Below are 25,766 nucleotides of genomic sequence, written 5' to 3'. Positions count from 1 at the left end.
CTTGTTATGCCCCGTCTTCCGTCACTGCGCCGGTATCACCCTGCATTATCATGGCACGCAGACGCTTGCGTGCAAACCGGACATAGGTCGTATCGGCCTCAATGCCGATGGAGCGGACCTTCAGCGACTCTGCGGCCACAAGGCTCGTCCCCGTTCCCATGAACGGGTCCAGCACCATCATCTCAGGATGCACCCCATGCAGGCGGATGCAACGCTCCGGCAGGGCAACGGGGAAGGTCCCCGGATGGCTGTAGCGGGCTGAACGACTCCGTACCGTTTCATAGGGGATGAACCATGTATCACCCCGACACCGCCGGTCCTCCCTGTGCTGGCGACGATGGATGTTGCTTTTGTCCGTGAAAGGAACACCCGCCCCGAGCCGGTCCAGCTCCACATCTCCCTGTTTGGTCAGGTGGAAAATATGCTCATGGTTCCGGTTGACGTAGCGAGGTGAATTGACCGGCTTGAAGTGCCCATGCGTCACCTCCCCTACCGATACGGACTTGATCCATGAAATATGGTTCTGAAGGGTAAACAGCTTCCTCAACCGGACCATCAGCTCGAATGGCAACCATGGCTGGGCAGATGACCCGGCTATATTGAGAAAAAAAGACCCATCATCCCGCATCACACGGGCTACCTTGGAGCAGATAATCTCCATCCAGTCGAGATAACTCTCCTCGGAGAGGCTGTCCCTGTAGCTGCGATAAGCAAGCCCCAGATTATAGGGAGGGGATGTCACCACCACATCCACACTGCCTGCGGGCATACGCCGCATGACACTCAGACAGTCTCCCCGGATGAGCGTATGCATCCCCAGCGTCTCACGACGCGCACGAATCATCTGGCTGTCTGCCCCGCCCCTGCTGCCATGACCTCCGTTGCCGTACCGACGACCGGCTGCTCACCAGCCTGCTTTGCCTCAGGCAGGGGGACGAGAACCATCATCTGACCGTGATTCTTCATGTCCCCAGCAATCCTGGCGGCCTTCTCACCCCACCCGAGGAACAGGTCCCCACGCGCTGCACCCCGTATGTCGCTCCCGGTATCCTGCGCAAAGACCATCCGGGACCATGTCACGAAACGCCCCTGCGCATCCTTGCCACTGATATTCACCCAGACAGGCATCCCATACCCCACGAAGCGCCTGTCCACGGCAAGAGAACGCTGAGGAGTCAGCGGCAGGCCAAAGCCCCCTGTCGGTCCTTCATCAGCCGTGCGCTGCGTACGGCGGAAAAAGACATAACTGGGGTTTGCCTCCAGGACAGAAGCAACCTGATCCGGATTGTTGGCCAGCCAGTCCCGGATGCTCTGGGCATCCACATCTTCCGACTTCATCAGCCCACGTTTGACCAGCACGCGGCCAATCGGAACATAAGGCCGCCCATTGCGGCCATCATAACCAAGAAACACCTGCTGGCCGTCCGGCAGGCGCAAACGGCCAGAGCCCTGCGTCTGCAGGAACAGCAGATCGACAGGGCTTTTCAGCCAGGCCAGCTCCAGCCCCTTCCCCTCCAGAGAACCAGAATTGATGGTTGCCCGGTCATCATAGGGCCGGAACACGGAATTCACCCAATGGCCATATTCCAGCTCGCCATTTTCATCCCGCCCCCGCAGGAGGTCTTTCGGGCGGGCATAAACAGGAATCTGATACTCTCCACCCTGTGTAAGCGAGGCAGAAACCTCAGGGTCATAGTACCCCGTATAGAAAGCATCCTGCTGGACGAGGTAGGGCTGGAACCAGCTCTCGAAGAACTGTCTGGCCTCCGTCCTGTTACTCCGCACCGACGAGGCTGCCACGCAGACATTCTTCCAGTCTTTCATGTCACGGCCATAAGGCAGGGTAACGGCGCCTCCAAGAGAAGTCCCCGCAGGCAGATGGGCGATACGCAGGCACTCCAGCCGCACCATGTTGACCAGCGCCGTATGGTCCTCTCCCTCCCAGCCGGGGAGCTGGCTGAAGCTGACAGGAGCAACATCCATCCTGCCCTTGGGAGCGCCGGGCATACACCCGGCAAGAAGAAGCATCAGAGGGCCCAGCACCAGACCAGCAGAGGAGAAACGACGTTTCATCATGACAGAGTTACCCCACCCCGGCATGAACAAGCACCGGGTCTTCATCATACCCGGCCTCCCCGTGCGGGAGACCAACCTTACCCAGCGGGGTAGCCTCAGTCCGCTTCTGTGGCAACCACCTTCCACTGGCCATTTTCGCCCTGTTCAAAGGTCCAGCGATCACGAAACTCCGTCAGGGCTTCCGTTCCCTCGACGAGCATCCCCTTCTCATCCCGGCAGTAGCTGACCTGCCACGACACGATGCGGACACCGAGACGGCAGGCACCACCCTCCCCATCTCCCGGATGCACGGATGCATAATCCAGCCGCTCGATCCGTCGCAGTTCCAGATGAACCTGCTCATGACGCTTCTTCCGCTCCTCCAGAACGTGACTGAACGTTTCCAGCACGGCGGGGGACAGAACCTTCTCCAGCGCAGGAAGATCAGCGCAGGCAAAGGCCTTGATGGTACGGGCGAAAATATCCTCAGCCTTCTTCAGGAAATATTCTGCCGAGAACCCACTGACATCCGTTCCGACTCGGGCCAGAGCCTGTCCGAGCTGTGTATCCGCCTCCGGGAGCCTGTATTCCGTCGCTTTCTGCTCTCCGCCGACACGGCCGGGCAACGGCGGTGGCTTGGGGGCATCGGCCACGCTCCCCTCCTGCCGCTGGCCAACAGCACGGGCTGCCGGCATCTGTTCCTGCCGGATGGCCTGCGCCCCCATGCGGCGCCCCAGAACAAAAAACACGGCACTGCCCACGGCCACGGCCAGCAGAGCCCAAAAAACGATATCCCAGGGGAAATCCGTCATCTCAAGTCCCAATCATCACACCCGGAGCCGGCCTGCACGGCCCTCTCCTCATCATGCCCTAAAGGTAGGCCGCCCCGTCGGCAATCTCAAGAGTGACCACCCTCTCGCACCGCAGCAGCAAAAGAAGAACCGCATCTGCTTGGCCCCTTCTTCAAGACATGCTACCGCCATAAAAGACGTGCGTACGCAGGAGGCGGGCCCATCCCCCCGTCGGAAAGCGGCTTCATCCCTGCGGGCGCCCCATCTAGAGTTACGTTCACGCAAGGATGATCCCGAATGTCCGACAAGACAAACCCTGAGGCCCCGCAGGACAACACCCCTCCCTCCCTGCCGCTGGCCATCAACCTGCAATATACCAAGGATCTCTCCTTCGAAGTTCCCCGTGGTGCGTCAACCTTCACCTCCCTTCAGGCTCCGCCGCAGGTTGGCGTGAACATCGACGTGCAGGCGAACCGCATCGAAAAAGAACAGTCCATCTATGAGGTCACGCTGATCATCCGCACCGAGGCCACCGAGGCTCCGGCAGAAGGAAGCCAGACCCCCGGGCCAGTGGTGTTCATCACGGAGCTCGCCTATGCCGCCATCGTCACGCTGGACAACCCGCCGCAGGAAATCATTGAGCCGATCCTGCTGGTTGAAGTACCCCGCCTGATCTTCCCCTTCGCCCGGGCCATCATCAGCGATGTCACACGGGATGGCGGCTTCCCGCCGGTGGCTCTCCAGCCCATCGACTTTGCCGCTCTGTGGCAGGCCAAGCAGGAGCAGAATTTCCCCGAGCCGGAAGGCGAAGCCTGAAGCCGGGAAACACGCTGTGGCCAGACCACAACAAGGAAAGGCGGACCCAATGAGGGTTCGCCTTTTTTCTTATCCTCTTCCCAGCAACCTCAGGGGAGGACCAACCTCAACCTGCCCCCACAGGCCGCTCTCCCCGACACGCCCGGCGATGGCCTGGGAGAGACAGATGGCCCTGCAATGGCCAAGCTGCCGGTACAGGTCCGGCGGGCACAGCTCCATGAACAGGGAAACCGTCTCACTGGAATAAAAAAGGACAGCACTCACCTCTTTGCTCGCCAAGGCGGTCCTTGCCGCCGCAGCAAGCTGTCTGACAGGCTGTACCTGATAGGCCTCAACACGCTGCGCCCCCAGATTGACCGCCAGATCGGCCCCGTAGGGCTGTCCATGCCGCCCCCGCCCGCAGGCCAGCACAAGGCCGGAGCCAGACAACCCTTTCTGACGGCAGAGCGTTTCCAGACCGGCCTGTGTCCCTGATGCCGCCTCGACACGCCGGAACCCCATCGCCACAGCCCGCTCCGCCGTACGGTGCCCCACTGTCAGCAGCAGCCTGTCACGGTCCTGATGGACCAGAAAAGGCAGGGCCTGACCGCTCGTTACCAGCAGAGCGTGACAGGGCCGGTCCGCCATTGGCGGTTCCTGACGTATGGTCATGACAGGGCTGGCAACAGCCCGCCAGCCCTGCGCCTGCACGGCACCGACTGTCTCGCTCAGCCCCGGCTCAGGCCGGGTTACCAGCACAGTCTGACGCATGGTCGTTATGGCTGGACGATCTTCGCAAAGATGGCAGGAGGTGTATCCCGCCGCAGCTCACAGGCCAGCTCATAGCCCAGACGAGCCGCATCTTCCGGCAGTCCTTCAGTTTCCCGGCGCAGCAGGAAGGTGCCATCTTCGCTGGCCACGAGGCCGGAAAGATGAAGCCGCCCTTCCTTCAGCTGGGCATAACCGCCAATCGGAGTCCGGCAGGAGCCATCAAGTTCCGCCAGCAGGGCACGTTCCGCCGTGGCCACGGCACGGGCCTCCGGGTCCTCAATGGCGGAAAGCAGCTCCCTCAGCTCATGGTCGCTCTCACGTACCGTCACGCCCACGATGCCCTGCCCGGAGGCCGGAAGCATCACCTCGGGGGAGAGCGGCACGTCGATGCGGTCTTCCATGCCGAGGCGTTTCAGCCCGGCGTAGGCCAGCAGCGTCGCATCGCACTGTCCCGCCCCCAGCTTGTCCAGCCGGGTCTGCACATTGCCCCGCAGCAGGGTGAAGCGGAGGTCCGGCCGGACATGAAGCATCTGCGCCTGGCGGCGGACAGACGCACAGCCCACGAGTGCTCCTTCTGGCAGACAGTCGAACGGCCTTTCAGGATCAACCGTCACGCCCCGTTTGCGCAGCATCAGCACATCACGGGCATCCTCACGCTTCATCGTGCAGGCCAGCACCAGTCCCGGCGGCAGGTGGGTCTCAAGGTCCTTGAGGCTGTGGACGGCAAAATCGATCCCGCCCACGGCCAGAAGTTCATGAATCTCTTTGGAGAACAGCCCCTTCCCACCGATCTCGGCCAGACGGTCCTTGAGGTTCAGGTCCCCGGAGGTCTGCATCTGCTCTTCCTTGAAGGCCCCCATGTCCCGCAGAACGGGACAGAAACGGGTCAGCCGGGTCAGGAAGTGCCGCGTCTGCACCAGTGCCAGCGGGGACGCCCGTGTCCCGACCCGCAGGGGAAGTTTGCGCCGGTCCGGTGGAGCCTGCGCATGGGAGCGGCGAGCCGCTTCGGCAGCAATTTTCTGAAGTGCTGCGGAGGAAAAGTTTGAAGCATTCATGGTGTTCCCTCCATAACCGATTCTGGAAGGGGTGTCATGCTCCGAAGAATCCGCCATAATGAACCAATCATGTCTGACATTTCCCACCTGACGCCGCTTCTGGCCATCGAGACCTCATGCGATGACACCGCCTGCGCCATTCTGGACGCCCACGGAGCCCTGCTCGGGGAAAGCGTCCTCTCGCAGGAGGATCATGCTGCCCTGGGCGGTGTCGTGCCGGAGCTGGCCGCCCGTGCCCACCTGAAGGCCCTGCCGGAACTGGTGGAGCTGACCCTCCAGCGGGCCGGACTGGAGCTGGAGGACATCGCCCTTTTTGCCGCCACGACCGGCCCCGGCCTGATTGGCGGGCTGATTGTTGGCAGTTCCTACGCCAAGGGGCTGGCCATGGCCTGCGGGAAGCCTTTCATGGGCATCAACCATATCGAAGGCCACATCCTGACCCCCCGCCTGCCTGCGGTCCTGCGGCCGGATGAAACGGCCCCGGCTTTCCCCTATCTCGCCCTGCTCGTCTCTGGCGGGCACTGCCAGTGCATCACCGTGGAGGATACCGGCCAGTATCGCCGCCTTGGAGGCACGATTGACGATTCCGCCGGGGAAGCCTTCGACAAGGTGGCCAAGATGCTGGGACTGGGCTGGCCCGGCGGCCCGGCACTGGAGAAGCTCGCCAGAGAAGGCGACCCGCAGGCCTACAGCCTGCCTCGCCCGCTGAAAGGCCGCCCCGGCTGCGATTTTTCCTTCTCCGGCCTCAAGACGGCCGTCGCCCGCCACATCGAACCATACGGACGTGAGGCACTACCCCGGCAGGTGGCCGCCGACCTCGCCGCCTCCTTCCAGCAGGCCGTGACGGACGTGATGGCGGACCGCATCCTCAATGCTCTGGCTCTGGCACCGCAGGTCACCTCACTCGTGGTGGCCGGTGGCGTGGCGGCCAACAGCGTGCTGCGCCAGAGGCTGGAAGAAATTGCCAGCCAGCACGGGATCACCTTCCTTGCGCCCCCGCTACGTCTCTGCACCGACAATGCCGCCATGATCGGCTGGGCTGCGCTGGAACGGCTGAAACAGGGTGAAGTGCCGGACGACATCACCCTGGCCCCCCGCCCCCGCTGGCCGCTGAGTGAACGCCAGCCCTACCGGCCACAGGCCACACAGGAAACGTCCTCCACCGGACACAGCTCTCTGATGGAACCATCCGCATGACCGTCCAGCCACATATTGCCGTCATCGGTGCCGGAGCATGGGGCATCGCTCTGGCCTGCACCCTCTCCCACATCGCCCGGATCACCCTCTGGACACGCACTCCCGTTCCGGCAGGCATCCGTGCCCTGCCGCACCTGCCACAGGTCACCCTACCAGAGGCCGTCACCGTCACCAGCGACCTGCCGACGGAAGCCGACATCGTGGTGCTTGTTGTCCCCACGCAGGGGCTGCGGGATGTCACCATGGCCCTCCAGAAGCATCTGAAGCCCGACGTGCCGGTCATCACATGCTGCAAGGGGATGGAGCGGGGCACCTTCCTGCTCCCTCTCCAGATCGTGGAGCAGACCATGCCCGGCCGACCGGCTGCCGTTCTCTCCGGCCCCAACTTCGCCATCGAGGTGGCCCGGGGCATGCCCGCCGCAGCCACGCTGGCCGCGCATGATCTCGCCTTCGTCACGGCGCTGACCGAACGCCTCACCACCCCCACCCTGCGCCTTTATGCCAGCACGGACCCGCTGGGCGTGCAGATCGCCGGGGCAGCCAAGAATGTCATCGCCATCGGGGCGGGCATCAGTGTCGGTGCCGGGATGGGTGAAAATGCCAGAGCCGCCATCATCACCCGTGCGCTAGCCGAAACGGCCCGCCTTGTCGATGCCATGGGGGGGCAGGGCCGTACCATGTACGGCCTGGCCGGAATGGGCGACCTGATCCTGACCGCCACGGGGGCTGGATCCCGCAATTACAGCCTGGGCGTGGCCATGGGGAAAGGCGAGAACATACAGGACATCCTCGCCCAGCGTGACACGGTGGCCGAGGGCGTTCTGACAGCCCCGACATTGCAGGAGCTTGGCCAGCGTTTCGGCATCGAAACCCCCATCATCAATGTCATCACCCGTCTCCTGTCCGGGGAGCTGACCCCCCATCAGGCCCGTGACGAGCTGCTGGACCGCCCCACCCGTTTTGAATAGGCCCCATCATGACCAGCTTTTATGATTTCCGGCTCCCCGCCCTTGAAGGCGGCGAGATTGACCTCTCCCAGTGGCGGGGCCGCCCCGTACTGGTCGTCAACACAGCCTCCGAATGTGGCTTCACCAAACAGTATGAGGGCCTCCAGACCCTGTGGCGTGACATGGGACATTCCACGCCGGATGGCCTCATCGTGCTTGGCGTGCCCAGCAATGATTTCGGCAGACAGGAGCCGGGGACATCGGAGCAGATCAGCCAGTTCTGCCAGCGTCGTTATGGCGTGAGCTTCCCTCTGGCAGCACGCTCCGTCGTCCGGGGAACGGAAGCCATTCCGCTGTTCCACTGGCTGGCGAAGGAAGGAGGCTTCCTCTCCCTGCCCCGCTGGAATTTCTACAAATATCTCATCGACCGTCAGGGAAAGCTGCACCGCTGGTTCACCCCGCTGACAGACCCCCAGGCCCCCCGCCTGCTGGAGGAGATCCGCCGGGTAAGCCGGAAACACGCCTGAACGATGCTGCGTCACCTTCTCACCGTTGGCAGCTGGACCATGCTGTCCCGCCTGCTGGGGCTGGTGCGGGACCAGCTTCTGGCCATGTTTCTGGGGGCCGGCCCCGTGCAGGATGCGTACCAGATCGCCTTCCGCCTGCCCAACATGTTCCGCCGCCTCTTCGGAGAAGGGGCCCTGAACGCCGCTTTCGTTCCGCTTTTCACATCCCGTTATGAGAAGGAAGGCCCACCGGCTGCCCTTCTGCTGGCCGGGCAGGCCTTCTCCCTCCTGCTGCTCTGGCTGAGCCTGCTGACCATTCTGGCAGAAATCTTCATGCCGTGGGTGATCGACCTCATCGCCCCCGGCTTCCGCTCCCACGGCACGGGCCGTTTCGCCATCGCCGTGCAGCTCACCCGCATCACCATGCCCTATACGGTGCTGATCTGCGGGGCAGCCCTGGTCGCCGGCATCCTCAATGCCCGCAACCATTTCGCAGCCGCCTCGGCGGCGTACATTTCCTTCAACATCGTCGGGATCGCCGCCATTCTTGTGGGGGCCTTCTGGGGGCACCAGCATGTCGCCCCGACCAGCGCATGGGGCATCACCCTCTCCGGTATCGCCCAGCTTGCCGGGCTGCTCTGGGCAGCCCGAAAGGCCGGAATGACGGTGCCACTGGTCCGCCCGGCGCTGTCGCCCGACATCCGGCTGCTACTCCGCCGGATGCTGCCGGGGCTGGTCGGCTCCGGCGTCACGCAGATCAACCTGACCATCGACACCATCATCGCCACCCTGCTGCCAACAGGCTCCATCTCGTGGCTCTATTTTGCAGACCGGGTCAACCAGCTTCCTCTTGGCGTGCTGGGGGCGGCCCTCGGCACGACGCTGCTGCCGCTCTTCACCCGTCATGTCGCTGCCAATGACCGCTCTGCCCTCCAGACCAGCCTGAACCAGGCCCTGAACTACGCCCTGCTGCTCAGCCTCCCCGCCATGATCGGCCTGTTCAGCCTGGCACCGGAGATCATGGCCACCCTGTTCGGCTATGGGCATTTCACACCCCATGACGTGCAGAATTCCGCCGCAGCCCTCCGCATGTATGCGCTCGGGCTGCCCGCCTTCATCATCATCAAGCTGCTGGCTCCGGCCTTCTTTGCCGAAGGCGACACCACGACACCGGTCCGCATCGGCTTCGTCACGATGGGGATCAATCTGGCCCTCAACCTGCTGCTGTACCGCACGCTGGCCCATCTGGCTCCACCACTGGCCAGCACGCTGGCCGCCATCGTCAACATGGGGGCACTGGCCCTGCTGCTCTGGAGACGGGACTCGTTCCGCCCCACCGTCACGAGCCTGTCACGGGCCATCCGCATCATGGTGGCCGCTCTCATCATGGGCGTCTGGGCCTGGGGCTGTGCCCGCTTTCTGACCACCGGCCTGCCGGAATGGCACGCCCTGCCCCGACTCTGCGCCCTGATCATCCTGATCGGCAGCAGCGCCGCACTTTATGGCGGGCTGCTCGTGGCCCTGCGGGTGCTGGGACTGGAGGAACTCCGTACCCGCCTGCTCCGGCGTTTCAGGCGCTAGGCAGGCGGAAAAACAATTTCAGAGATGCGATTCCAGAAGCCGGACAAGGGCTTCCAGCTGTGCCTGATCTTCTGCCGAAAAGCGATTCTTCACGGGACTGTCGATGTCCAGCACGCCATGCACTTCCCCACCCTTCATGATGGGCAGGACGATCTCCGATTCCGAGGCTCCATCACAGGCGATGTGACCGGGGAAGGCATGGACATCCGCCACACGCTGCACGGCCCGTTCTGCCACGGCAGCCCCGCAGACGCCCTTGCCCACGGCGATCCGCGTGCAGGCCACCCGGCCCTGGAACGGACCAAGGACCAGCTCACCACCTTTCATCAGGTAAAAACCGACCCAGTTGACCTGCGCCATTGCCTCGAACAGCAGGGCAGCAATATTGGCCAGATTGGCGATTTCGTCCCGTTCGGCTTCCAGCAGTCCCTGAGCCATCGGGAGAACATCTTCAAAAACAACATGATTTTCCGGTGCAGTACTCATGAGGCCACCATGCCGCCCCGGGGCAGGTTGTGGCAAGGGAAACCACTCTACCCTGCCCTGCCATCATGACTCTGGCCTTCCCCTCACCATTTCATGATAATAAGAAGCATCGCATCTCAACTTAACCTTCTATTAATCTTCATGGGCTGCCCAGCCACGACAAAGCGGTGAGGTCTTTTTTCTGCATGGTCGACCAGAAACCATCCGTCCCTCCCATTCCCCCGCAGGTAACGGGGAAGGTCACGCCGACCATGGAGCAGTGGTTCACCCTGAAAAAGCAGGAACCTGATGCCCTGCTCTTCTTCCGCATGGGAGACTTCTACGAGCTTTTCTTTGGCGATGCCCATGCGGCCGCCCTTGCGCTGGACATCACCCTCACCCACCGGGGAACTCATGATGAGGAACCCATCCCCATGTGTGGCGTGCCCGTGGGCACGGCGCAGGTCTACCTCTCCCGGCTCATCCGCCGGGGCTTCCGGGTAGCCGTGGCCGAACAGACGGAAATCCCCCGCAAGGGCCAGAAAGGCCCGCTCCGCCGGGAGATCGTCCGTGTCATCACGCCCGGTACCCTGACGGAAGATGAGCTGCTGGAAGCCGGACGGGCCAACACGCTCCTGGCCATCGTCGCCCCGGACAGACGCCGCAGGCACTGCCTCGGGGCGGCCTGGATCGACATTTCCACCGGTACGCTGGAACTGCTCCGGCTGGAGGCAGACACCCTGGCCGAGCTGCTGGCCCGCCTCTCCCCCTCGGAAATTCTCTCCGACCCGGCCCTGATCCCGGCGGACCATGCCGGAATCATCACCCCCTCCACGGCCGCCCCCAGCCGGGAGGCCGCAGAACGCACCGTGACAGACGCCTATCAGGTCGCCCAGATGGATGCGCTGGGGGATTTCCGGGATGAACAGATCATCGCCTGTGCCGTGCTGCTGGACTATGTCCGCCGCAGCCAGGCGGGCAGGCTGCCCCGGCTGGCCCCTCCCATCGACCACGGGCTGGACAGCATCATGGGGCTGGACCCGGCCACCCGCAGCAGTCTCGACATTCTCCAGTCCCGGGATGGCGGCAGCAGGCACACGCTCTTCACCAGTGTCAATCAGACAGCCACAGCGGCCGGTACCCGCCTTCTGTCCCACTGGGTCAGCACCCCCAGCACGGACCTCACCCTCATCACGCAACGGCAGGAGGGCTGGAGCTGGCTTCACCAGCATCCCCAGCCCACGGGAACATTGCGGGACATCCTCCGGCAGGCTCCCGATTCCGCCCGTGCCCTGGGGCGCATCTCCAGCGGCCGTCCCCTGCCACGGGACCTTGCCGCCATCCGGGACACGCTCCGGGCAGCGGATCAGATCACCGGGATACTCGGCGGACTGACAGAAACCGGCATGCCCGAGCGCATCCGCCATGTCGGAGCCAGCCTGTACGGGCGGGCCGACGCCCTGCTGGAACGGCTTGAGGCCGCCCTAATTGCCGAACTGCCCGTCAAGATCGAGGATGGTGGGGTCATCGCTCCCGGCTTTGATGCCGAGCTGGACCGCCAGCGGGACCTGCGGGACAACAGCCGCCGCCTGATCGCCCAGCTGCAGGTCCGCCTGTCGGAAGACTATGAGATTTCCAGCCTGCGCATCCGCCATCACAACCAGCTCGGCTACGTCATCGAGGTTCCTGCGGCGGCAGGCCGGAAGCTGCGCCAGCATGAGGGGCTGAGCCTGCGGCAGGGCACGGCGAGTCTCGCCCGCTTCTCCAATGAAGAACTCTCCTCGCTCAACCAGGCCATTCTGGAAGCGTCGGAAAAAGCCGACGAGCTGGAACGTCACCTTTTTGCCGACCTGGCCCAGCACTGCCTCAACACCCCTGCCCTTGATGATGTCGGCCGTGCCCTGGCCGAGCTGGATGCGCTGATCTCCTGCGCCCGCATCATGGACCGTGGCACATGGTGCCGCCCCACCATGACGGACGGGCAGGACTTCACGCTCCGTTCCTGCCGTCACCCCGTGGTGGAAGCCGCCCTGCACGACCAGGCCGCCCATGACACGGCCTTCATCGCCAATGACTGCACCCTGCCACCGGAAAAACACGCCATCCTGCTGACAGGCCCCAACATGGCCGGGAAATCGACCTTCCTGCGCCAGAACGCCCTGGCCGTCATTCTGGCACAGGCCGGGCTGCCCGTCCCGGCACAGGAGGCAACGATCGGCATCGTGGACCGGCTCTTCTCCCGTGTGGGGGCGGCCGACGATCTGGCCCGTGGGCGTTCCACCTTCATGGTGGAAATGACGGAGACCGCCGCCATCCTCAATCAGGCGGGGCCACGCTCCCTTGTCGTGGTGGATGAGATCGGGCGGGGCACCTCGACGCTGGATGGCCTCTCCATCGCCTGGGCCACGCTGGAGGCCCTGCACTCCCAGCTGCGCTGCCGCACCATCTTCGCCACGCACTTTCATGAGCTCGGTGCCCTGCTGGAAACCCTCCCCCGGCTGGCCCCCTGCACCATGGCCGTGCGGGAATGGAAGGGGCATGTCGTCTTCCAGCACGAGGTCCGACCCGGGCTGGCCCAGAAAAGCTGGGGCCTGCATGTGGCAAAGCTGGCGGGCATTCCAGCTTCCGTCCTCCAGCGGGCACGGGTCCTGCTGGCACGCCTCGAAAACGAACGGGGACAGACCCGCCAGCCTGCCAGCCTGCCCCTGTTTGAACAGGCCGCCATGGAAACCCCTCCACCGGATGCCCCCCTGCCCACTGGCCATACCTCCACCGACGGACTGGCCACCCTCCATGCCCTGCGTGACGAACTGGCAGGGCTGGACCCGGACTCCCTCTCCCCCCGGGAGGCCCATTCAGCCCTCTATCAGCTGAAAAGCCTGATGGATGGCCTTGCCAAAAAGGATGTTGCGGATGCAGAATGACGCAACGGGTACCCTGCAAAACCTGCCAGAGCCTGCCGCCAACAAGAGAGCTGTCATGTCTGCTCCCCTCACCTCCACCCCTCCATCACACATGAGCCAGGCCTGGCAGCCCGTCGTGCCCCGCCAGGAAGCTCTGGAACGGCTGAGAACAGAACTCGGCCTGCAACGGGAGCGTATCCGCCAGCAGTTTGAAAAACGGGAAACGAGCGGTGTGGAAACAGCCCGCAACCTCGCCCTGCTGATGGACCATGTCATTGCAGAACTGGCCCGCCATGCCGGGCTGCCCTCTGCTCCACAGGAAGATGGAACAGGTGAGGCCTTCTGCCTCTGTGCCACGGGCGGACATGGTGCGGGACTGCTGGCTCCCTTCAGTGATGTGGACCTGCTCTTCCTGACCGAGGCCCCTCCCTCTGCGAACCTCATCAAAGCCATCGAGTACATCCTCTATACACTGTGGGACCTAGGGCTGCGGGTCGGCCATGCCACACGCACCATCGACAGTGCCATGGAGATGGCCAGAACAGACCAGACCTCCTGCACGACCCTGCTGGACATACGCCCTCTCCACGGACAGAAATCACTCGTCCTGGCTCTCCAGGAAAAGCTGGAAGCCTATCTGAAAGGCCCTGCACTGGAGCGCTTTGTCCTCCAGGCCATCACCCAGCGGGAGGAGCGGCACCAGAGGTTTGGTGATACACCCTATCTGGTCGAGCCACACATCAAGGAAGGCAAAGGCGGGCTGCGGGACCTTCAGGTCCTGAACTGGATTGGCTATGCCGTGCTGGGAAATGGTCTTTCAATAAAATCCAACCTCCAGCGTGCCCAGGGGCTGGCCCCGGCCTGTACCCTGCTCGGCCTGCTGACACAACGGGAAATATCCCGTACCCGCAGCCTCTGGAACTTCCTCTGGACGGTGCGGCTCAACCTTCATTACATCACCGGCCGGAATGAAGAACGTCTGACATTTGATGTCCAGCCCATTATCGGGGCCAGGATGCGCTATGGCAATCATGGTCATCAGCGAGGGGTGGAGCGCTTCATGCGCCACCATTTCCTCATGGCCCGGGCCGTGATGCGGCTGACCCATGTCTTCCAGCCTGCCATCCTTCTGCACCTGCGCAACCAGCTCCAGCAGCGCCCCCCGCGGGTGGAACCGGGGCCAGACGGGTTCCAGCGCATTGATGGCTGCCTCAGTTTCCCCAACCCGCTAGCCCTTGTCCGGGAACCTGTGACCGTCCTGCGTTTTCTGGACTGTGCACGCCGCCATCAACTGGCTCTGCACCCTGCTGCCATACAGCATATCATCCGTTTTGAACGGCACAGCGCCTTCCTCCGCCATGATGATGAGGCCTCCGCCCTCTTCATCAGGCTGCTCTGCGAACCGGCTGCTGAACTTCCGGCACCAGGCACAGCTACTGTACCGGAGCAATATCCCGAGCAGTGGCAGGACCGCCTCTTCTGGCTGCCACTGCTCAACGAGACGGGCATCCTCTCCCATCTCCTGCCTGGCTGGTCCCGCATCCTCGGCCGGACGCAGTTTGATGGCTATCACATCCATACCGTGGATGCCCACACGATCGAATCCGTCCGTGTCCTGCGGATGATCGAGCAGGGCCGCATGACGGACGAGCTGCCGCTGGCCTACAGGCTGGCCCGCACCATGACACAGCGGCCCCTGCTCTATCTGGCCACCCTGCTGCATGACATCGGCAAGGGACATGGCGGGGACCATTCCGAAATCGGGGCCGACATCGCCACCACCATCTGCCAGCAGCTCGGCTTCTCCGCCAGCGACACGGACACGGTCTCCTGGCTGGTCCTGCACCATCTGCTACTATCCCGCACCGCCTTCAGCCGGGACATTGACGACCCCCAGACCATCCTGGACCTGGCCGACATCATCCAGTCACCCAAGCGGCTGCGGATGCTGCTCCTGCTCAGCATTGCCGACATCCGGGCCGTTGGCCCACGGGCATGGAACGCATGGAAGGCCACCCTGCTGGGCCGCCTCTATACCCGCATAGCCGATGTGCTGGAAGGCGGCCTGCAGGCCCGGGAAGATGATGAACGGGTGGAACACAACAAGGCCTTCGTCCGGCAGGAGCTGATGGACAAAGACATGGCCCCCGCAGACATCGCCTCCTTCATGAAGCTTGGCAGCCCCGGCTACTGGCTGAGCTTCGACCCGCAGAGCCATGTCCGCCATGCCGGATTGATCAGCCAACACCGTGAGGACGGGCGTGACAACGCCATCATCATGGACATCGTCCCCCTCCCGAGCCGGGGAATCACGGAGCTGACCGTCTTCTGCAAGGACAAGCCGGGCCTCTTCTCCCGCATCACGGGGGCACTGGCCCTCTGCGGGGCCACCATCGCCGATGCCCGCATCCATACGCTCCACAATGGCATGGTGCTGGACACATTCTGGTTCCAGACCCCCCACGGCGAGGCTTTTCTGGAGCCGGAACATGTAGAACGCCTGCGTGAGACAATCACGCAGGTCATGGAAGGGGATGTCAATCTGGACGAGACGCTCAGTGCCGCCAGCTTCCCCCTCGTCCGGCGGCTGGAAGCCCTTCCCATTCCCTCCCGTGTTCTCATCGACAATGATGCGTCAGAAAATCACAGCATCGTCGAGGTCAACGGGCGGGACAGACCGGCCCTGCTGTACAACATCACCGCCACGCTCAGCCGCCTGAAACTGCACATTTCTTCCGCCCACATCATGACCTACGGGCTGCGGGCCGTGGACGTATTCTATGTGACGGATGCGGAGGGTCACAAGCTGGCAACGCCAGAGCAGGAAGAGGCCCTTCAGACGGCCCTGCTGGAAACGCTCCGCCACACGGAGGCGGACATCTCCTGACGGGAACAGGACCATGCCTGCATGGCATGGCCCCGTCCGGTTCGACTCACATGTCGGTCGAGAAAGACGCCTTGAAGGTCCGTGGCAGCCCCTGGGTCAGATAACCGTTCACGCTGCTGAACGCCGTGTAGGATGAAGCCCAGTAATGGCTGTTGGTGAGATTTTCCACACCAAAACGGAAGGTCATCGGGCGTTTCGGTGTCATCATGAAGGTGTAGCGGGCTCCGAGATCGTAGGTCGTCCAGTTCGGAATCCGCAGGGAGTTCTGGACATTGACCCACTGATGGCCCGTATGGGTGACACGCCCCGTCAGGGTCAGTCCCTTCACGAAAGGAATGTCATACTCCAGATTCCCGTTGATCGTATAACCGGGAATGCCGACAGCCCTGTTGCCGACATAGTCCCCCTTGACCTGCTTGGCCTGGATGAGGGCACTGCCCCCGTTGAAGCGCAGCCCGTGAATGATCTCACCATTGACGTTCAGCTCGATGCCCTGATTGCGCTGCCTGCCACTGGCCTTGAATATCTGTTCCGTCCCATAATCCTCGACCAGCCCTGTCGGCCGGTCCAACCGGTAGAAGGCCAGGGACGCACTGAAACGGCCAATGTCATATTTCCCGCCAACTTCATACTGGACGGTCCGTGTGGGTGACAGGAACTGCTGCGCATTGACCAGATTGGGATACAGGGAACTCCGTGCCGGGGCCTGAAGCCCCTGGTTCAGCCCCTCCACCCGGTTGAAATAGAGAGAAGCATGGCGGGCCACATGCACCACCAGCCCGACCACAGGCGTGATGGCATCCCGGGAATAATGGGTCGGCGTGTACTGGTAGCTGTTCTGGAGAATGTGCTGGTACCGGAAGCCTCCCGTCAGGGCGATGCGGTCGTGCCAGAAAGACATCGTATCCGAGAAGAACAGGCTGTAAAGCTGCGTCTTCGTGGCTGGCGTTGCCGAAACGTGATGGACCAACGCCGGCTTGGCCTGGACCCCGGGAGCATACAGGCTCGTATCGCCGACCATTCCGCCCGCATAGCCCGTGGAGGCCTCCGACCACAGGGCCGACCCACCGGCATTGACCTCATGCTTCAGGAAACCTGTCCTGAAATGCGCCCGCACGCCACCCCGGGTGCTTTCATTGGTCTGCTGGTAGGGGACGTAGGACCCGTATCCGAAGCCGGTGCCCTTCAGCCCGTCCGAGACATAGACCGTATCGTAATTGCCTTCCTCATGGCCTGTCATGCCCCCGAACGTGCCATAGAGCATGACATGGCTGTTCAGGTCATGCTCGACATTGAGCAGCCCGAACACATAGTGCATGTCCTCATAGCTCCAGCCCTGGCTCCAGTTGCGCCCCGGTCTCGTGGGTCTGGGAACGGCCGTCAGACCGGAATTCAGCACCACGGACCCCCGCCCCTGCTGGACGTTCTGGTTCTGGTAGTTGATGTCGAGGCTGATCCGGGTGTCGTCATTGTGCCAGTCCGTATCCAGGCCCAGCGCAACGGAATGACGCCGCTCACCAGAAATGGAGGTCTGGCCATCCATGCCCGCCGCATTGAAACGGATGCCGAACTGGTCATTCCTGCCAAAGCGACGCCCCACATCCAGACTGCCGCCTCCCTGCCCCCTGCTGGTATAGTCGCCCGTCAGACGAGCGAGCGGTTCGCTCCCCGCATGTTTGAACTGGAGGTTGATGTTGCCACCGACCGACGTTCCCCCCGGAGCGGCCCCGTTGATGAAGGCACTTGCCCCATTCAGCACCTGCACCGAATCATAGAGCTGGGGAGAGATCAGCTGGCGGGGGCTGATTCCATACAGGCCGTTGATGGCCACATCATCCCCATAAACCGGCATCCCCCGGATGATGAACGTCTCCGAGAAATTGCCAAAACCATATGTCGTCCGCACGGACGGGTCGTTCTGAAGCACCTGCCCCAGTGTCTGGGACTGCTGGTTCAGGATCATGCTGGACGTATAGCTGCGCAGGTTGAAGGGCAGGTCCAGCCCCTTCTTGTTGCCCAGCACGCCGGCCTGCCCGCCCAGCTTCACTTCCATCTGCTCCCGCCGCCGTGCCTTGACGAGGATGGTTTCCACCGGGGGGGCGTCCGCCTGCTGGCGGTCCTTTCCGACGCTCTTCTTCCTGATGTCAGCCTTGCCGTCCGGCTGGCCGGGCCGGGCCATCTGGCCCTTTGCCGTCTGTTCTCTGCCCTCATCTCCGGCAGCCCAGACGGGATGCCCCGTCAGCGTGCTGCCTGCCAGAAGGCACCAGAGAGTGACGGTTCTGCGGGAAAAACGGAAAGGAATAACCATGCGTGCCCATCCTGAACTGTGAAACTGAATGAGTGCCGCTTTATATGTTAACGATAATTATTCTCAACTTTTTTTCATAAAAAAACCTTTTTTCTCTTACCGTTTTTTACACCCCTGTCATTTTTGCGTCCTGCCCCATTTACAGAACTGCCAAAACCTCGTAATAAATGAGAATCATTCTCATTTATGCCGTGTTGCGTCCATCATGTCTCCAAGGCTCCGCACCGCACTACGCCTTTTCCATCGCTGGATCGGCTTCCCGGCTGGCCTTTTCCTGTTCGTTCTCTGCTTCACCGGCTCGCTGGCCTGTTTTTCTCCGGAAATACAGGGCTGGATGCAGCCCCGCACCGCCCTCCACAGTCCCCTGCCCGCCATGACACGCACCGGCCTGCTGAAGGCCGGACAGAATCTGAAGACACAGCTCGACACGGGCATCTTCGCTTTCCTGAAACTTCCCTCTCCACGGGACCCCGTTTTCCGCCTCTGGCACTATGATGGGCGCATCTTCCTCGGCCCGGCCCTTGCGCCTGACACGGGCCTGCCGCTGACAGACCATGACGTCACCGGCGGCACGTTTTTCGTGACCCTCCATGCCAGCCTTCACCTGCCCAACCCATGGGGGCAGATACTGACAACCACCGTAGGCATCGGTCTGCTCGTGACACTGTTGACCGGCCTGTGGCTCCAGCTGCGCCGCTTCCTGCCGGACCTGCTGCTTTTCCGCCCCCGGGCTGCCTCCCAACGCCGCTGGCTGGACCTGCACCTGCTGTGCGGCACGCTGAGCCTGCCCGTCCTGTTCATCATCGGCCTGTCCGGCGTGATCCTTCAGTCCCAGAAGCTCATCCACATGATGAACCCGCCCCATCACCCCGCAGGCCATGCCAGTCGCCATCAGGCCCACACAGCCATACCACCGTCCCTGTCTCCCGCCATCATCAGCAGCCTGACCGAAAACGGCCTGCGGCAGTGGGGCACGGTAGCAGATGGATTCTTCATGCAGACCGGCAGGGAAATCGGCCTTTATGGCCCTGACACCCTGCATTTCTGCCTCCAGAGGCAGGCCCTGACACCTTCCCACCCCACCCTGCCGCCCCGGTCCGTTTGCCCGACCGTACACAGCTTCTTCGTGGGACTGCACAACCTGCGCTGGGCCGGACTGGCAACACGCTGGTTCTACTGCTTCAGCGGTCTGATGGGCTGCATCATCATCGGGTCCGGCCTGGTCCTCTTCCTGCAGTCGGAAAGGAACAGCATCACCCATCACCCTGTTTCCTCCACAATCCGGCAGCGCCTCCAGCGCAGTCATGAGGCCGTCACCATCGCCACCACACTGGGGCTGCCCCTGGCCACGCTGGCCCTGTTCTGGAGCACACGCCTCCCCACGCCGTTTTCCCTGTCGCCCATTCTCTGGGAAAAAAGTGTTTTCTTCGGTCTCTGGAGCCTCTCACTGCTCCATGCCTTCATCATCAGACCGGCAACCTGCCAGCAGCTCGCCCTTGTGGCTGTTATGGGCACTGGCACTACAGGACTCGACCTGCTGACTCGCCCTTTTCATACGGGGCGACCTCTCCTCTTCGGCGCCGTGGACCTTCTGGCAGCCTGCCTTGGACTGGCTGCCCTGTCCGTTCTTCTGCATCTTTTCCGAAAGCAGGCGGCATGATCATCCTGTTCCTCATGGGCCTCTGGGCTGCTGTCTGGCTGCTCCATCTCAACAGACTGCCCACCTACAGGCGACAGAATCCCTGCCATCTTCCCCCTGCCGGAACGCTACAGACGCTTCTCCGCCTGGCCCTGCCTGCCGCCGGCCTGACCGGAGCCTACCTTCTGGAAGGACTGGACGGACTGTTCCTCTGGGTCTTCACAGCTCCAGCCACGGGCTTTCTGCTCGGCCTGACCCTCCCCCATCTGCCACACTCACCAGCTCCCAAAGGCCGGAACTTGCAAAACCATCGGGGAACACCCAGATACCTGCCATGAAAATACGTCTGTCCTCACTGCTGACCTCAGCCCTTATCATGTCGGCCGCCGTTCTGGGGCTCAGCCCCGCTGCCAGAGCAGACCGCCCCTGGCAGGACGCCCATGTGCAGGCCCGGATTGTTGGCGAACATGAGCTGAGCCTGCCGCTGGCCCCCTCGCTGAATTCCCTTCCCGATGGGTCCCCCTTCGCCTTGGGTATGACGGGCAAGATCTATCGTCTGGACCCCGTGGACAGCCGCCTCACTCTCCTGATGGACGAGTTGCCCGCCATCACGGCCCTGACGGCGACATCCCAGGGCCTCTGGGCCGTAACACAGGCGCCCACGCCCGCACTGCTCAATATCGCACCGGATACAGGGGTCATCCTCAACCATATCGGCTTCAGCAACGCCCTGGCCGTCGGCAGCCACATTTCGGCCCTTCAGGTCACGGACAGCAAGGCTTTTCTGGTCGATGACGGCGTTCCGGCTTTCGTCATCATCGACCTCAGGAGCGGTCATGCAGAGCGTCTGCTGGAAGGCGCCCCCTCCCTCAGCAGCCATGCCCCTCTCATCCGGCATGGCCAGCCCGTCACGACGGCACAGGGGCAGCCCAAAACGGGGGGCAACGTGCGCTTCCTCCTACTGGACCACGGCAAAAACTGGCTGTTTTATCAGACCCCGACAGGGCCACTTTACCGAATCGGAACTGACATTCTGACCGATTCCAGCCTTGGCCCGGCGGAACGGATAGAAGCCATGACAAACTGGCGCCGTACCCCCAGCCTTGGCGGCATGACCATCAGCCGGGATGACACGATCTACATGATCGACATCGAACATGGAGACCTGCTCGCCTTTGGTGCCGACCGCCTGCCCTGGCGTCTGCTTCATGATGAGAAACTCTATGATGCCCAGGCCGTCACACTGCTCAAAGGCCGCTCAGGCGTGCCGGGACGGCTGGCTGTCCTGACCGGTTCCGCCATGCCGGAAAACGGCATGAATCCGGCCCCAACAACCAATCACCAGCATCTTCTGGAAATTACCCTGCCCTGATGGCGTTTCGGTGATATAGTGGGGGCATGCGTTATCGATCTACCCGCGGCACACTGGATGCCGCTGCCCCCGACTTTTCCGATATTCTGCTCAGCGGTCTGGCTGGTGATGGCGGGCTCTACATGCCCGATCACTGGCCGCATATCCCCCGCGAGACCCTGACAGGCTGGCGCACCCTCTCCTATGCCGACCTTGCGGCAGAGGTCATCGGCCTGTTCACCGAGGGCAGCATAGACCGTGACACACTCCGTACCATGGCGCACGACGTCTACGGACAATTCGACCACGCCGCCGTAGCACCGCTGGTGGAAGTGGAGGATGGTCTCTTTTCGCTGGAGCTGTTCCACGGCCCGACGCTCGCCTTCAAGGACATGGCCATGCAGATGCTTGGCCGCCTCTTCGAACATGTACTGAAACAGCGCAACCACCATGTGACCATTGTCGGTGCCACATCGGGCGATACAGGATCCGCCGCCATCGAGGCCTTCCGTGGCCGGGAACATGTGTCCATCGTCATTCTCCATCCCCATGGCCGGACGTCGGAAGTCCAGCGCCGCCAGATGACCACAGTGCTGGAGGACAACGTCCTCAACATCGCCGTGGAAGGCGACTTTGATGACTGTCAGGACATGGTCAAAGCCATGTTCGCCGATGAATCCTTCCGTACGGACTGCGCCCTCTCCGCCGTCAACTCCATCAACTGGGCCCGCATTGCAGCCCAGATTCCCTATTATGTCCGCTCCGCCCTCGCTCTTGGTGGGCCGGACCGCCCGGTTTCCTTCGCCGTGCCAACCGGCAACTTCGGCAACATCCTGGCCGCTTGGGTGGCCAGCCAGATGGGGCTGCCTGTCGATCATCTCTGTGTCGGCTCCAACCGGAACGACATCCTGACCCGCTTCCTTCTGAACAACGACATGACGAAGCGGCAGGTGGAGCCGAGCCTCTCCCCCTCCATGGACATTCAGGTTTCGTCCAACTTCGAGCGTCTGCTGTTCGAGATGCTGGGCCGTGATCCCAACCGCTGCCGTGCCATCATGGAAGAGTTCCGGCAGACGGGCTGCATGGCCGTGCCACATGACGCTTGGGAGCAGATCCGGGAAACTTTCCACGGCGTTGCCCTGAGTGACGAGCAGACGACCGCCACGATGAAGGCACTTTACGCTGAAAGCCATTATCTGGCAGACCCTCACTCCGCCATCGGCTTGGCAGCGGGGCGGCGCTTCCGCGAAGCGGGCGTGCCGATGGTGGCCGCCGCCACGGCCCACCCGGCCAAATTCCCCGATGCCGTAAAGAAAGCAACCGGCATCCATCCGGAGTTGCCGCCGCATCTGGCAGACCTCTTCTCCCGCAAGGAACGTTATGAGGTTCTTCCCAACGACCTCGAAAAGGTCAAAGCGGCTGTCCGGGCGCATCGCGGACGCTGAGTCCTGCGCTGGCTGCTACACATGGGCAAAAGGGGATGGCCCTGTCAGGCTGTCCCCTTTTCCGTCTGCCCCGTGAAAAACGGGGGGACTGGAAAAAGACTCCCGGCACCCCATATTGCAAACACTTTCCGCTTTTTCTCACATCATGGACACGCAGAACTGCATGAGCGAACAGATCAGACGTACGACTCTTGAAAATGGCCTCAACATCGTGACGGAACGGATGGAGCGTGTCGAAACCGTCTCGTTCGGAGCCTATGTGGCTGCTGGCACCCGCCATGAAAGCGAAGCCACCAATGGAGCAGCCCATTTTCTCGAGCATATGGCCTTCAAAGGAACAGGGCGTCGTTCTGCCATCCGCATTGCCGAGGAAATCGAAAATGTGGGCGGTTATCTCAACGCCTACACGGCCAGGGAGAATACAGCCTATTACGTCAAGCTGCTGAAGGATGATCTGCCACTTGGCGTGGACCTCATCGGCGACATCCTCACCCACAGCACCTTTCTGCCAGAAGAAGTGGAGCGGGAACGTGGTGTCATCCTTCAGGAAATCGGTCAGGCGAATGATACGCCTGATGACATCGTCTTTGACCATTTCCAGGAATGTGCCTACCCCGATCAGCCCATGGGCCGCCCCATCCTTGGCACGGAAGATGGCATCGCCAGCATGAGCCGGGAGACGCTCATGGCCTACATGCATGAGCATTACAGCACGCAGAACATGGTCATCGCCGCAGCGGGCAATCTCCACCATGATGAGGTTGTCGACCTCGTCCGTACCCATTTTGCCGACCTGCCCACGCACACGCCACCACAGGCCGTACCGGGCCGGTATGTCGGCGGGATGAAGCAGACGGACCGCAAGCTGGACCAGGTCCACCTCCTGCTGGGATTCCCCGCCCCCGGCTATCGGGAAAAAGGCTATTACAGTGCCATGATCCTCTCCACCCTGCTGGGAGGTGGCATGTCGTCCCGTCTGTTCCAGGAAATCCGGGAGCGGCGCGGGCTCGTCTACAGCGTCTACACCTTTGCCAGCCCCTTTGCGGACAGCGGCATGTTCGGCCTCTATGCCGGGACCGGGCCAGACAAGACGGACGAACTGATTCCTGCCGCCCTGACTGAGCTCAGCACCCTCCAGAAGGGAATCAGCAAGGAAGAACTGGACCGTGCCCGCACGCAGCTCAAGGCCTCGCTGCTCATGTCGCTGGAGAGCACAGGCAGCCGCTGTGCCCAGATCGCCCGCCAGATCCAGGTCCATGACCGCATCATTTCCACCAGCGACATGATCCGCAAAATCGATGCCGTAACGGAAGAGGACGTCCTGGCCATGGCCCGGACCATCTTCAACGGGGCTCCGACGCTGACCACCATGGGACCAGCCCGCAACATCCCCGGGCCAGATGCCATCCACGCCGCACTGAAATCCGCATGACCGATCTGCTCCCCCATCTTGAGGCCGCCCTGAAGTTTGCCCGCCAGCACGGTGCCGACCATGCCGATGCGGTCATGCTCCGTGGCCGGAGCCGCTCCGCCATGATCCGGCAGGGTCAGGCGGAAGGCCTCCGCCATGCGGAGAGCCTGTCCCTCGGGCTGCGTGTCTTCCATCAGGGCCGTGTGGCCACGGTCTCCGGCAATGACGTAACGCCGGAAGCCCTCTCACAGCTTGCAGAACGGGCCTGTGCCATGGCCAGGGTCGTTCCTCCGTCCCCTGATGACGGTCTGGCAGACGAACCGCTCATGCCTGTTCCTGCCAGCACGATTGCAAAGCTCGACCTGTTCGACCCCTCTGGCACGCCGGATACGCCGGCCCTGCTGGACAGAGCCCGTGAGATGGAAGACGCAGCCCTCTCACATGCAGGCATCACCAACAGCAGTGGTGCCTCAACCAGCACGACCCTTCAGGACATCGCCCTGGCCACCAGTGCCGGCTTTGCCGGCCAGTATCAGCGCAGCGGCCACAGCTGTGGCGTCAGCGTCTTGGCGGGAACAGGAACAGGGATGCAACGGGATTATGCCCTGCACAGTGCCGTGCATCAGGCCGACCTAGAAAATCCTGCCCGGCTGGGCCATGAGGCGGCCCGCCGTGCCCTTGCCCGGCTGAACCCTACCCGCCCCAGAACGGGCCTCTATCCGGTCCTGTTCGACCCCCGCGTGTCCGGCTCCCTGCTGGGGCATCTCGCTGGGGCGATCAATGGATCCGCCATCGTGCAGGGGACTTCCTTCCTCAAGGACAGGCTGGATGAAGCGGTATTTGGGTCTGGCGTCACCATCACCGATGACCCGACCCTGCCCCGTCTTGCCGGTTCCCGCCCCTTTGATGGTGAGGGCACGGCCTGCCTGCCGCTGGACCTTGTAAAAGACGGGCAGCTTCGCCACTGGCTGCTGGACAGCCGCTGTGCCCGCAGGCTGGGTCTGCACGCCAGCAATGGTCGAGCCAGCCGGACCGGCGGGGGCAATGTCCACCCCGGTCCGTCCAACCTGTTCCTTCATGCGGGCACCCACTCCCCTGAAGAACTGAGACGTGATATCAGGGAGGGTGTGCTCATCACCGAACTGATGGGCAACGCCATCAACATGCTGACAGGCGATTACAGCCGGGGCGGTTCAGGCTTCATGATCCGCAATGGCGAGATTGCCGAGCCTGTATCAGGCATCACGGTGGCAGGTAATCTGCTTGACATGTTTGCGCGGCTCATCCCCGCCAATGACCTCAACCTGATGACGGGTCATCACGCCCCAACCATCCGTATTGACCAGATGAGTCTTGCTGGAGACTGACCAGATTATGCGTATTCGTCTTTTCCCCCTCGCAGCGGCAGCCCTGTGCCTGCCACTCTTTGCCCTTGCTCCGGCTGCCGATGCCAGAGCTGGCATGGGGTCTTCCCTGGGCAGCCGGGGCTCCCGCACCTATAGCCCCCCGCCCCGCACCAGCCTCACCCCCAACTGGACCCGGCCCATGGACCGCAGCATGACGCCCCGCACGCCGTCCTATGCCTCTCCGGCACCGGAGAGGSATAGGACGGCGTGCGGGGCGTCATGCTGCGGTCCATGGGCCGGGTCCAGTTGGGGG

20 protein-coding genes and 1 pseudogene are annotated in these 25,766 nt (G+C 62.7%); 14 read left to right on the top strand and 7 right to left on the bottom strand.

Going from position 1 to position 25,766, the window contains the following annotated elements:
• Positions 1-4: 4 nt before the first annotated feature.
• The 3 genes from ASO19_RS03945 to ASO19_RS03935 all read right to left on the bottom strand — a co-directional run bounded on the left by ASO19_RS03945 (position 5) and on the right by ASO19_RS03935 (position 2,867).
• The gene (locus ASO19_RS03945; RefSeq protein ID WP_086431081.1) at positions 5-844 is read right to left on the bottom strand and encodes a DNA-methyltransferase; all 840 of its coding nucleotides are present in this window, start codon (positions 842-844) and stop codon (positions 5-7) included.
• Positions 841-2,076 carry a murein transglycosylase A gene (gene mltA, locus ASO19_RS03940; RefSeq protein WP_227449642.1) on the bottom strand — a complete coding sequence of 412 codons (1,236 nt, stop codon included), beginning with the start codon at positions 2,074-2,076 and terminating at the stop codon, positions 841-843. The genes ASO19_RS03945 and mltA overlap by 4 nt, the downstream gene beginning before the upstream one ends.
• A gap of 95 nt (positions 2,077-2,171) precedes the next feature.
• Positions 2,172-2,867 carry a Tim44/TimA family putative adaptor protein gene (locus ASO19_RS03935; protein WP_103765446.1) on the bottom strand — a complete coding sequence of 232 codons (696 nt, stop codon included), beginning with the start codon at positions 2,865-2,867 and terminating at the stop codon, positions 2,172-2,174.
• 276 nt (positions 2,868-3,143) lie between these two features.
• Here ASO19_RS03935 and secB point away from each other — a divergent pair, with 276 nt between their 5' ends.
• The gene (gene secB / locus ASO19_RS03930; protein ID WP_043560554.1) at positions 3,144-3,662 is read left to right on the top strand and encodes a protein-export chaperone SecB; all 519 of its coding nucleotides are present in this window, start codon (positions 3,144-3,146) and stop codon (positions 3,660-3,662) included.
• Positions 3,663-3,731: 69 nt separating this feature from the next.
• Here the strand turns inward: secB and ASO19_RS03925 are convergent, their stop codons facing one another.
• Complete coding sequence (locus ASO19_RS03925; RefSeq protein ID WP_103765445.1) at positions 3,732-4,412, bottom strand: uroporphyrinogen-III synthase; 681 nt, start codon at positions 4,410-4,412, stop codon at positions 3,732-3,734.
• A 5-nt stretch (positions 4,413-4,417) separates the two neighbouring features.
• A complete protein-coding gene (gene hemC / locus ASO19_RS03920) occupies positions 4,418-5,467 on the bottom strand; it encodes a hydroxymethylbilane synthase (protein WP_043560559.1) in 1,050 nt (349 codons plus the stop codon).
• A 69-nt stretch (positions 5,468-5,536) separates the two neighbouring features.
• On the opposite strand from hemC, the gene tsaD reads away from it, so the two are divergent.
• Genes tsaD through murJ form a run of 4 tightly spaced genes read left to right on the top strand, consistent with a single transcriptional unit; the run spans position 5,537 to position 9,698 of the window.
• Positions 5,537-6,664, top strand: a complete 1,128-nt coding sequence (gene tsaD / locus ASO19_RS03915) for a tRNA (adenosine(37)-N6)-threonylcarbamoyltransferase complex transferase subunit TsaD (protein WP_103765444.1) — start codon at positions 5,537-5,539, stop codon at positions 6,662-6,664.
• On the top strand, positions 6,661-7,632 hold the full coding sequence (locus ASO19_RS03910) for an NAD(P)H-dependent glycerol-3-phosphate dehydrogenase (RefSeq protein ID WP_043560562.1): 972 nt from the start codon (positions 6,661-6,663) through the stop codon (positions 7,630-7,632). The genes tsaD and ASO19_RS03910 overlap by 4 nt, the downstream gene beginning before the upstream one ends.
• Before the next feature lie 8 nt (positions 7,633-7,640).
• On the top strand, positions 7,641-8,138 hold the full coding sequence (locus ASO19_RS03905; RefSeq protein ID WP_103765443.1) for a glutathione peroxidase: 498 nt from the start codon (positions 7,641-7,643) through the stop codon (positions 8,136-8,138).
• A gap of 3 nt (positions 8,139-8,141) precedes the next feature.
• Complete coding sequence (murJ, locus tag ASO19_RS03900) at positions 8,142-9,698, top strand: murein biosynthesis integral membrane protein MurJ (protein ID WP_043560565.1); 1,557 nt, start codon at positions 8,142-8,144, stop codon at positions 9,696-9,698.
• Positions 9,699-9,716: 18 nt separating this feature from the next.
• Here murJ and ASO19_RS03895 read toward each other — a convergent pair whose 3' ends face one another.
• On the bottom strand, positions 9,717-10,184 hold the full coding sequence (locus ASO19_RS03895) for a GAF domain-containing protein (RefSeq protein WP_081563459.1): 468 nt from the start codon (positions 10,182-10,184) through the stop codon (positions 9,717-9,719).
• A 185-nt stretch (positions 10,185-10,369) separates the two neighbouring features.
• Between ASO19_RS03895 and mutS the strand changes: the two genes are divergently transcribed.
• Positions 10,370-13,087, top strand: coding sequence for a DNA mismatch repair protein MutS (mutS, locus tag ASO19_RS03890; RefSeq protein ID WP_258036071.1), 2,718 nt, complete (start codon positions 10,370-10,372; stop codon positions 13,085-13,087).
• Positions 13,077-15,953 (top strand): [protein-PII] uridylyltransferase, encoded by a 2,877-nt coding sequence (locus ASO19_RS03885; protein WP_103765442.1) that lies wholly within the window; start codon positions 13,077-13,079, stop codon positions 15,951-15,953. Before mutS ends, ASO19_RS03885 begins: the two co-directional genes overlap by 11 nt.
• A gap of 46 nt (positions 15,954-15,999) precedes the next feature.
• Here ASO19_RS03885 and ASO19_RS03880 read toward each other — a convergent pair whose 3' ends face one another.
• Complete coding sequence (locus tag ASO19_RS03880; RefSeq protein ID WP_103765441.1) at positions 16,000-18,261, bottom strand: TonB-dependent receptor; 2,262 nt, start codon at positions 18,259-18,261, stop codon at positions 16,000-16,002.
• A gap of 205 nt (positions 18,262-18,466) precedes the next feature.
• On the opposite strand from ASO19_RS03880, the gene ASO19_RS03875 reads away from it, so the two are divergent.
• From ASO19_RS03875 to ASO19_RS09225, 7 genes and pseudogenes are all read left to right on the top strand, one after another.
• Positions 18,467-19,921: a PepSY-associated TM helix domain-containing protein gene (locus ASO19_RS03875; RefSeq protein ID WP_181005194.1), complete on the top strand. Its 1,455-nt coding sequence runs from the start codon at positions 18,467-18,469 to the stop codon at positions 19,919-19,921.
• Entirely contained in the window at positions 19,918-20,238 is a 321-nt protein-coding gene (locus tag ASO19_RS03870; protein ID WP_103765439.1) for a hypothetical protein, read from the top strand. Before ASO19_RS03875 ends, ASO19_RS03870 begins: the two co-directional genes overlap by 4 nt.
• Positions 20,235-21,272 carry a hypothetical protein gene (locus ASO19_RS03865; RefSeq protein WP_081563035.1) on the top strand — a complete coding sequence of 346 codons (1,038 nt, stop codon included), beginning with the start codon at positions 20,235-20,237 and terminating at the stop codon, positions 21,270-21,272. Before ASO19_RS03870 ends, ASO19_RS03865 begins: the two co-directional genes overlap by 4 nt.
• Positions 21,273-21,298: 26 nt before the next feature.
• Positions 21,299-22,696 carry a threonine synthase gene (gene thrC / locus ASO19_RS03860; RefSeq protein WP_043560577.1) on the top strand — a complete coding sequence of 466 codons (1,398 nt, stop codon included), beginning with the start codon at positions 21,299-21,301 and terminating at the stop codon, positions 22,694-22,696.
• 163 nt (positions 22,697-22,859) lie between these two features.
• Positions 22,860-24,128, top strand: coding sequence for a M16 family metallopeptidase (locus tag ASO19_RS03855; RefSeq protein ID WP_086431190.1), 1,269 nt, complete (start codon positions 22,860-22,862; stop codon positions 24,126-24,128).
• Positions 24,125-25,474, top strand: coding sequence for a TldD/PmbA family protein (locus ASO19_RS03850; protein ID WP_103765438.1), 1,350 nt, complete (start codon positions 24,125-24,127; stop codon positions 25,472-25,474). Before ASO19_RS03855 ends, ASO19_RS03850 begins: the two co-directional genes overlap by 4 nt.
• Before the next feature lie 7 nt (positions 25,475-25,481).
• Positions 25,482-25,766 (top strand): annotated as a pseudogene (locus tag ASO19_RS09225) (Tim44 domain-containing protein); the annotation flags it as partial.

The organism is Parasaccharibacter apium (genome assembly GCF_002917995.1).
Taxonomy (GTDB): Bacteria; Pseudomonadota; Alphaproteobacteria; order Acetobacterales; family Acetobacteraceae; genus Bombella; species Bombella apis.
This window is presented reverse-complemented; position numbering and strand designations above follow the sequence as displayed.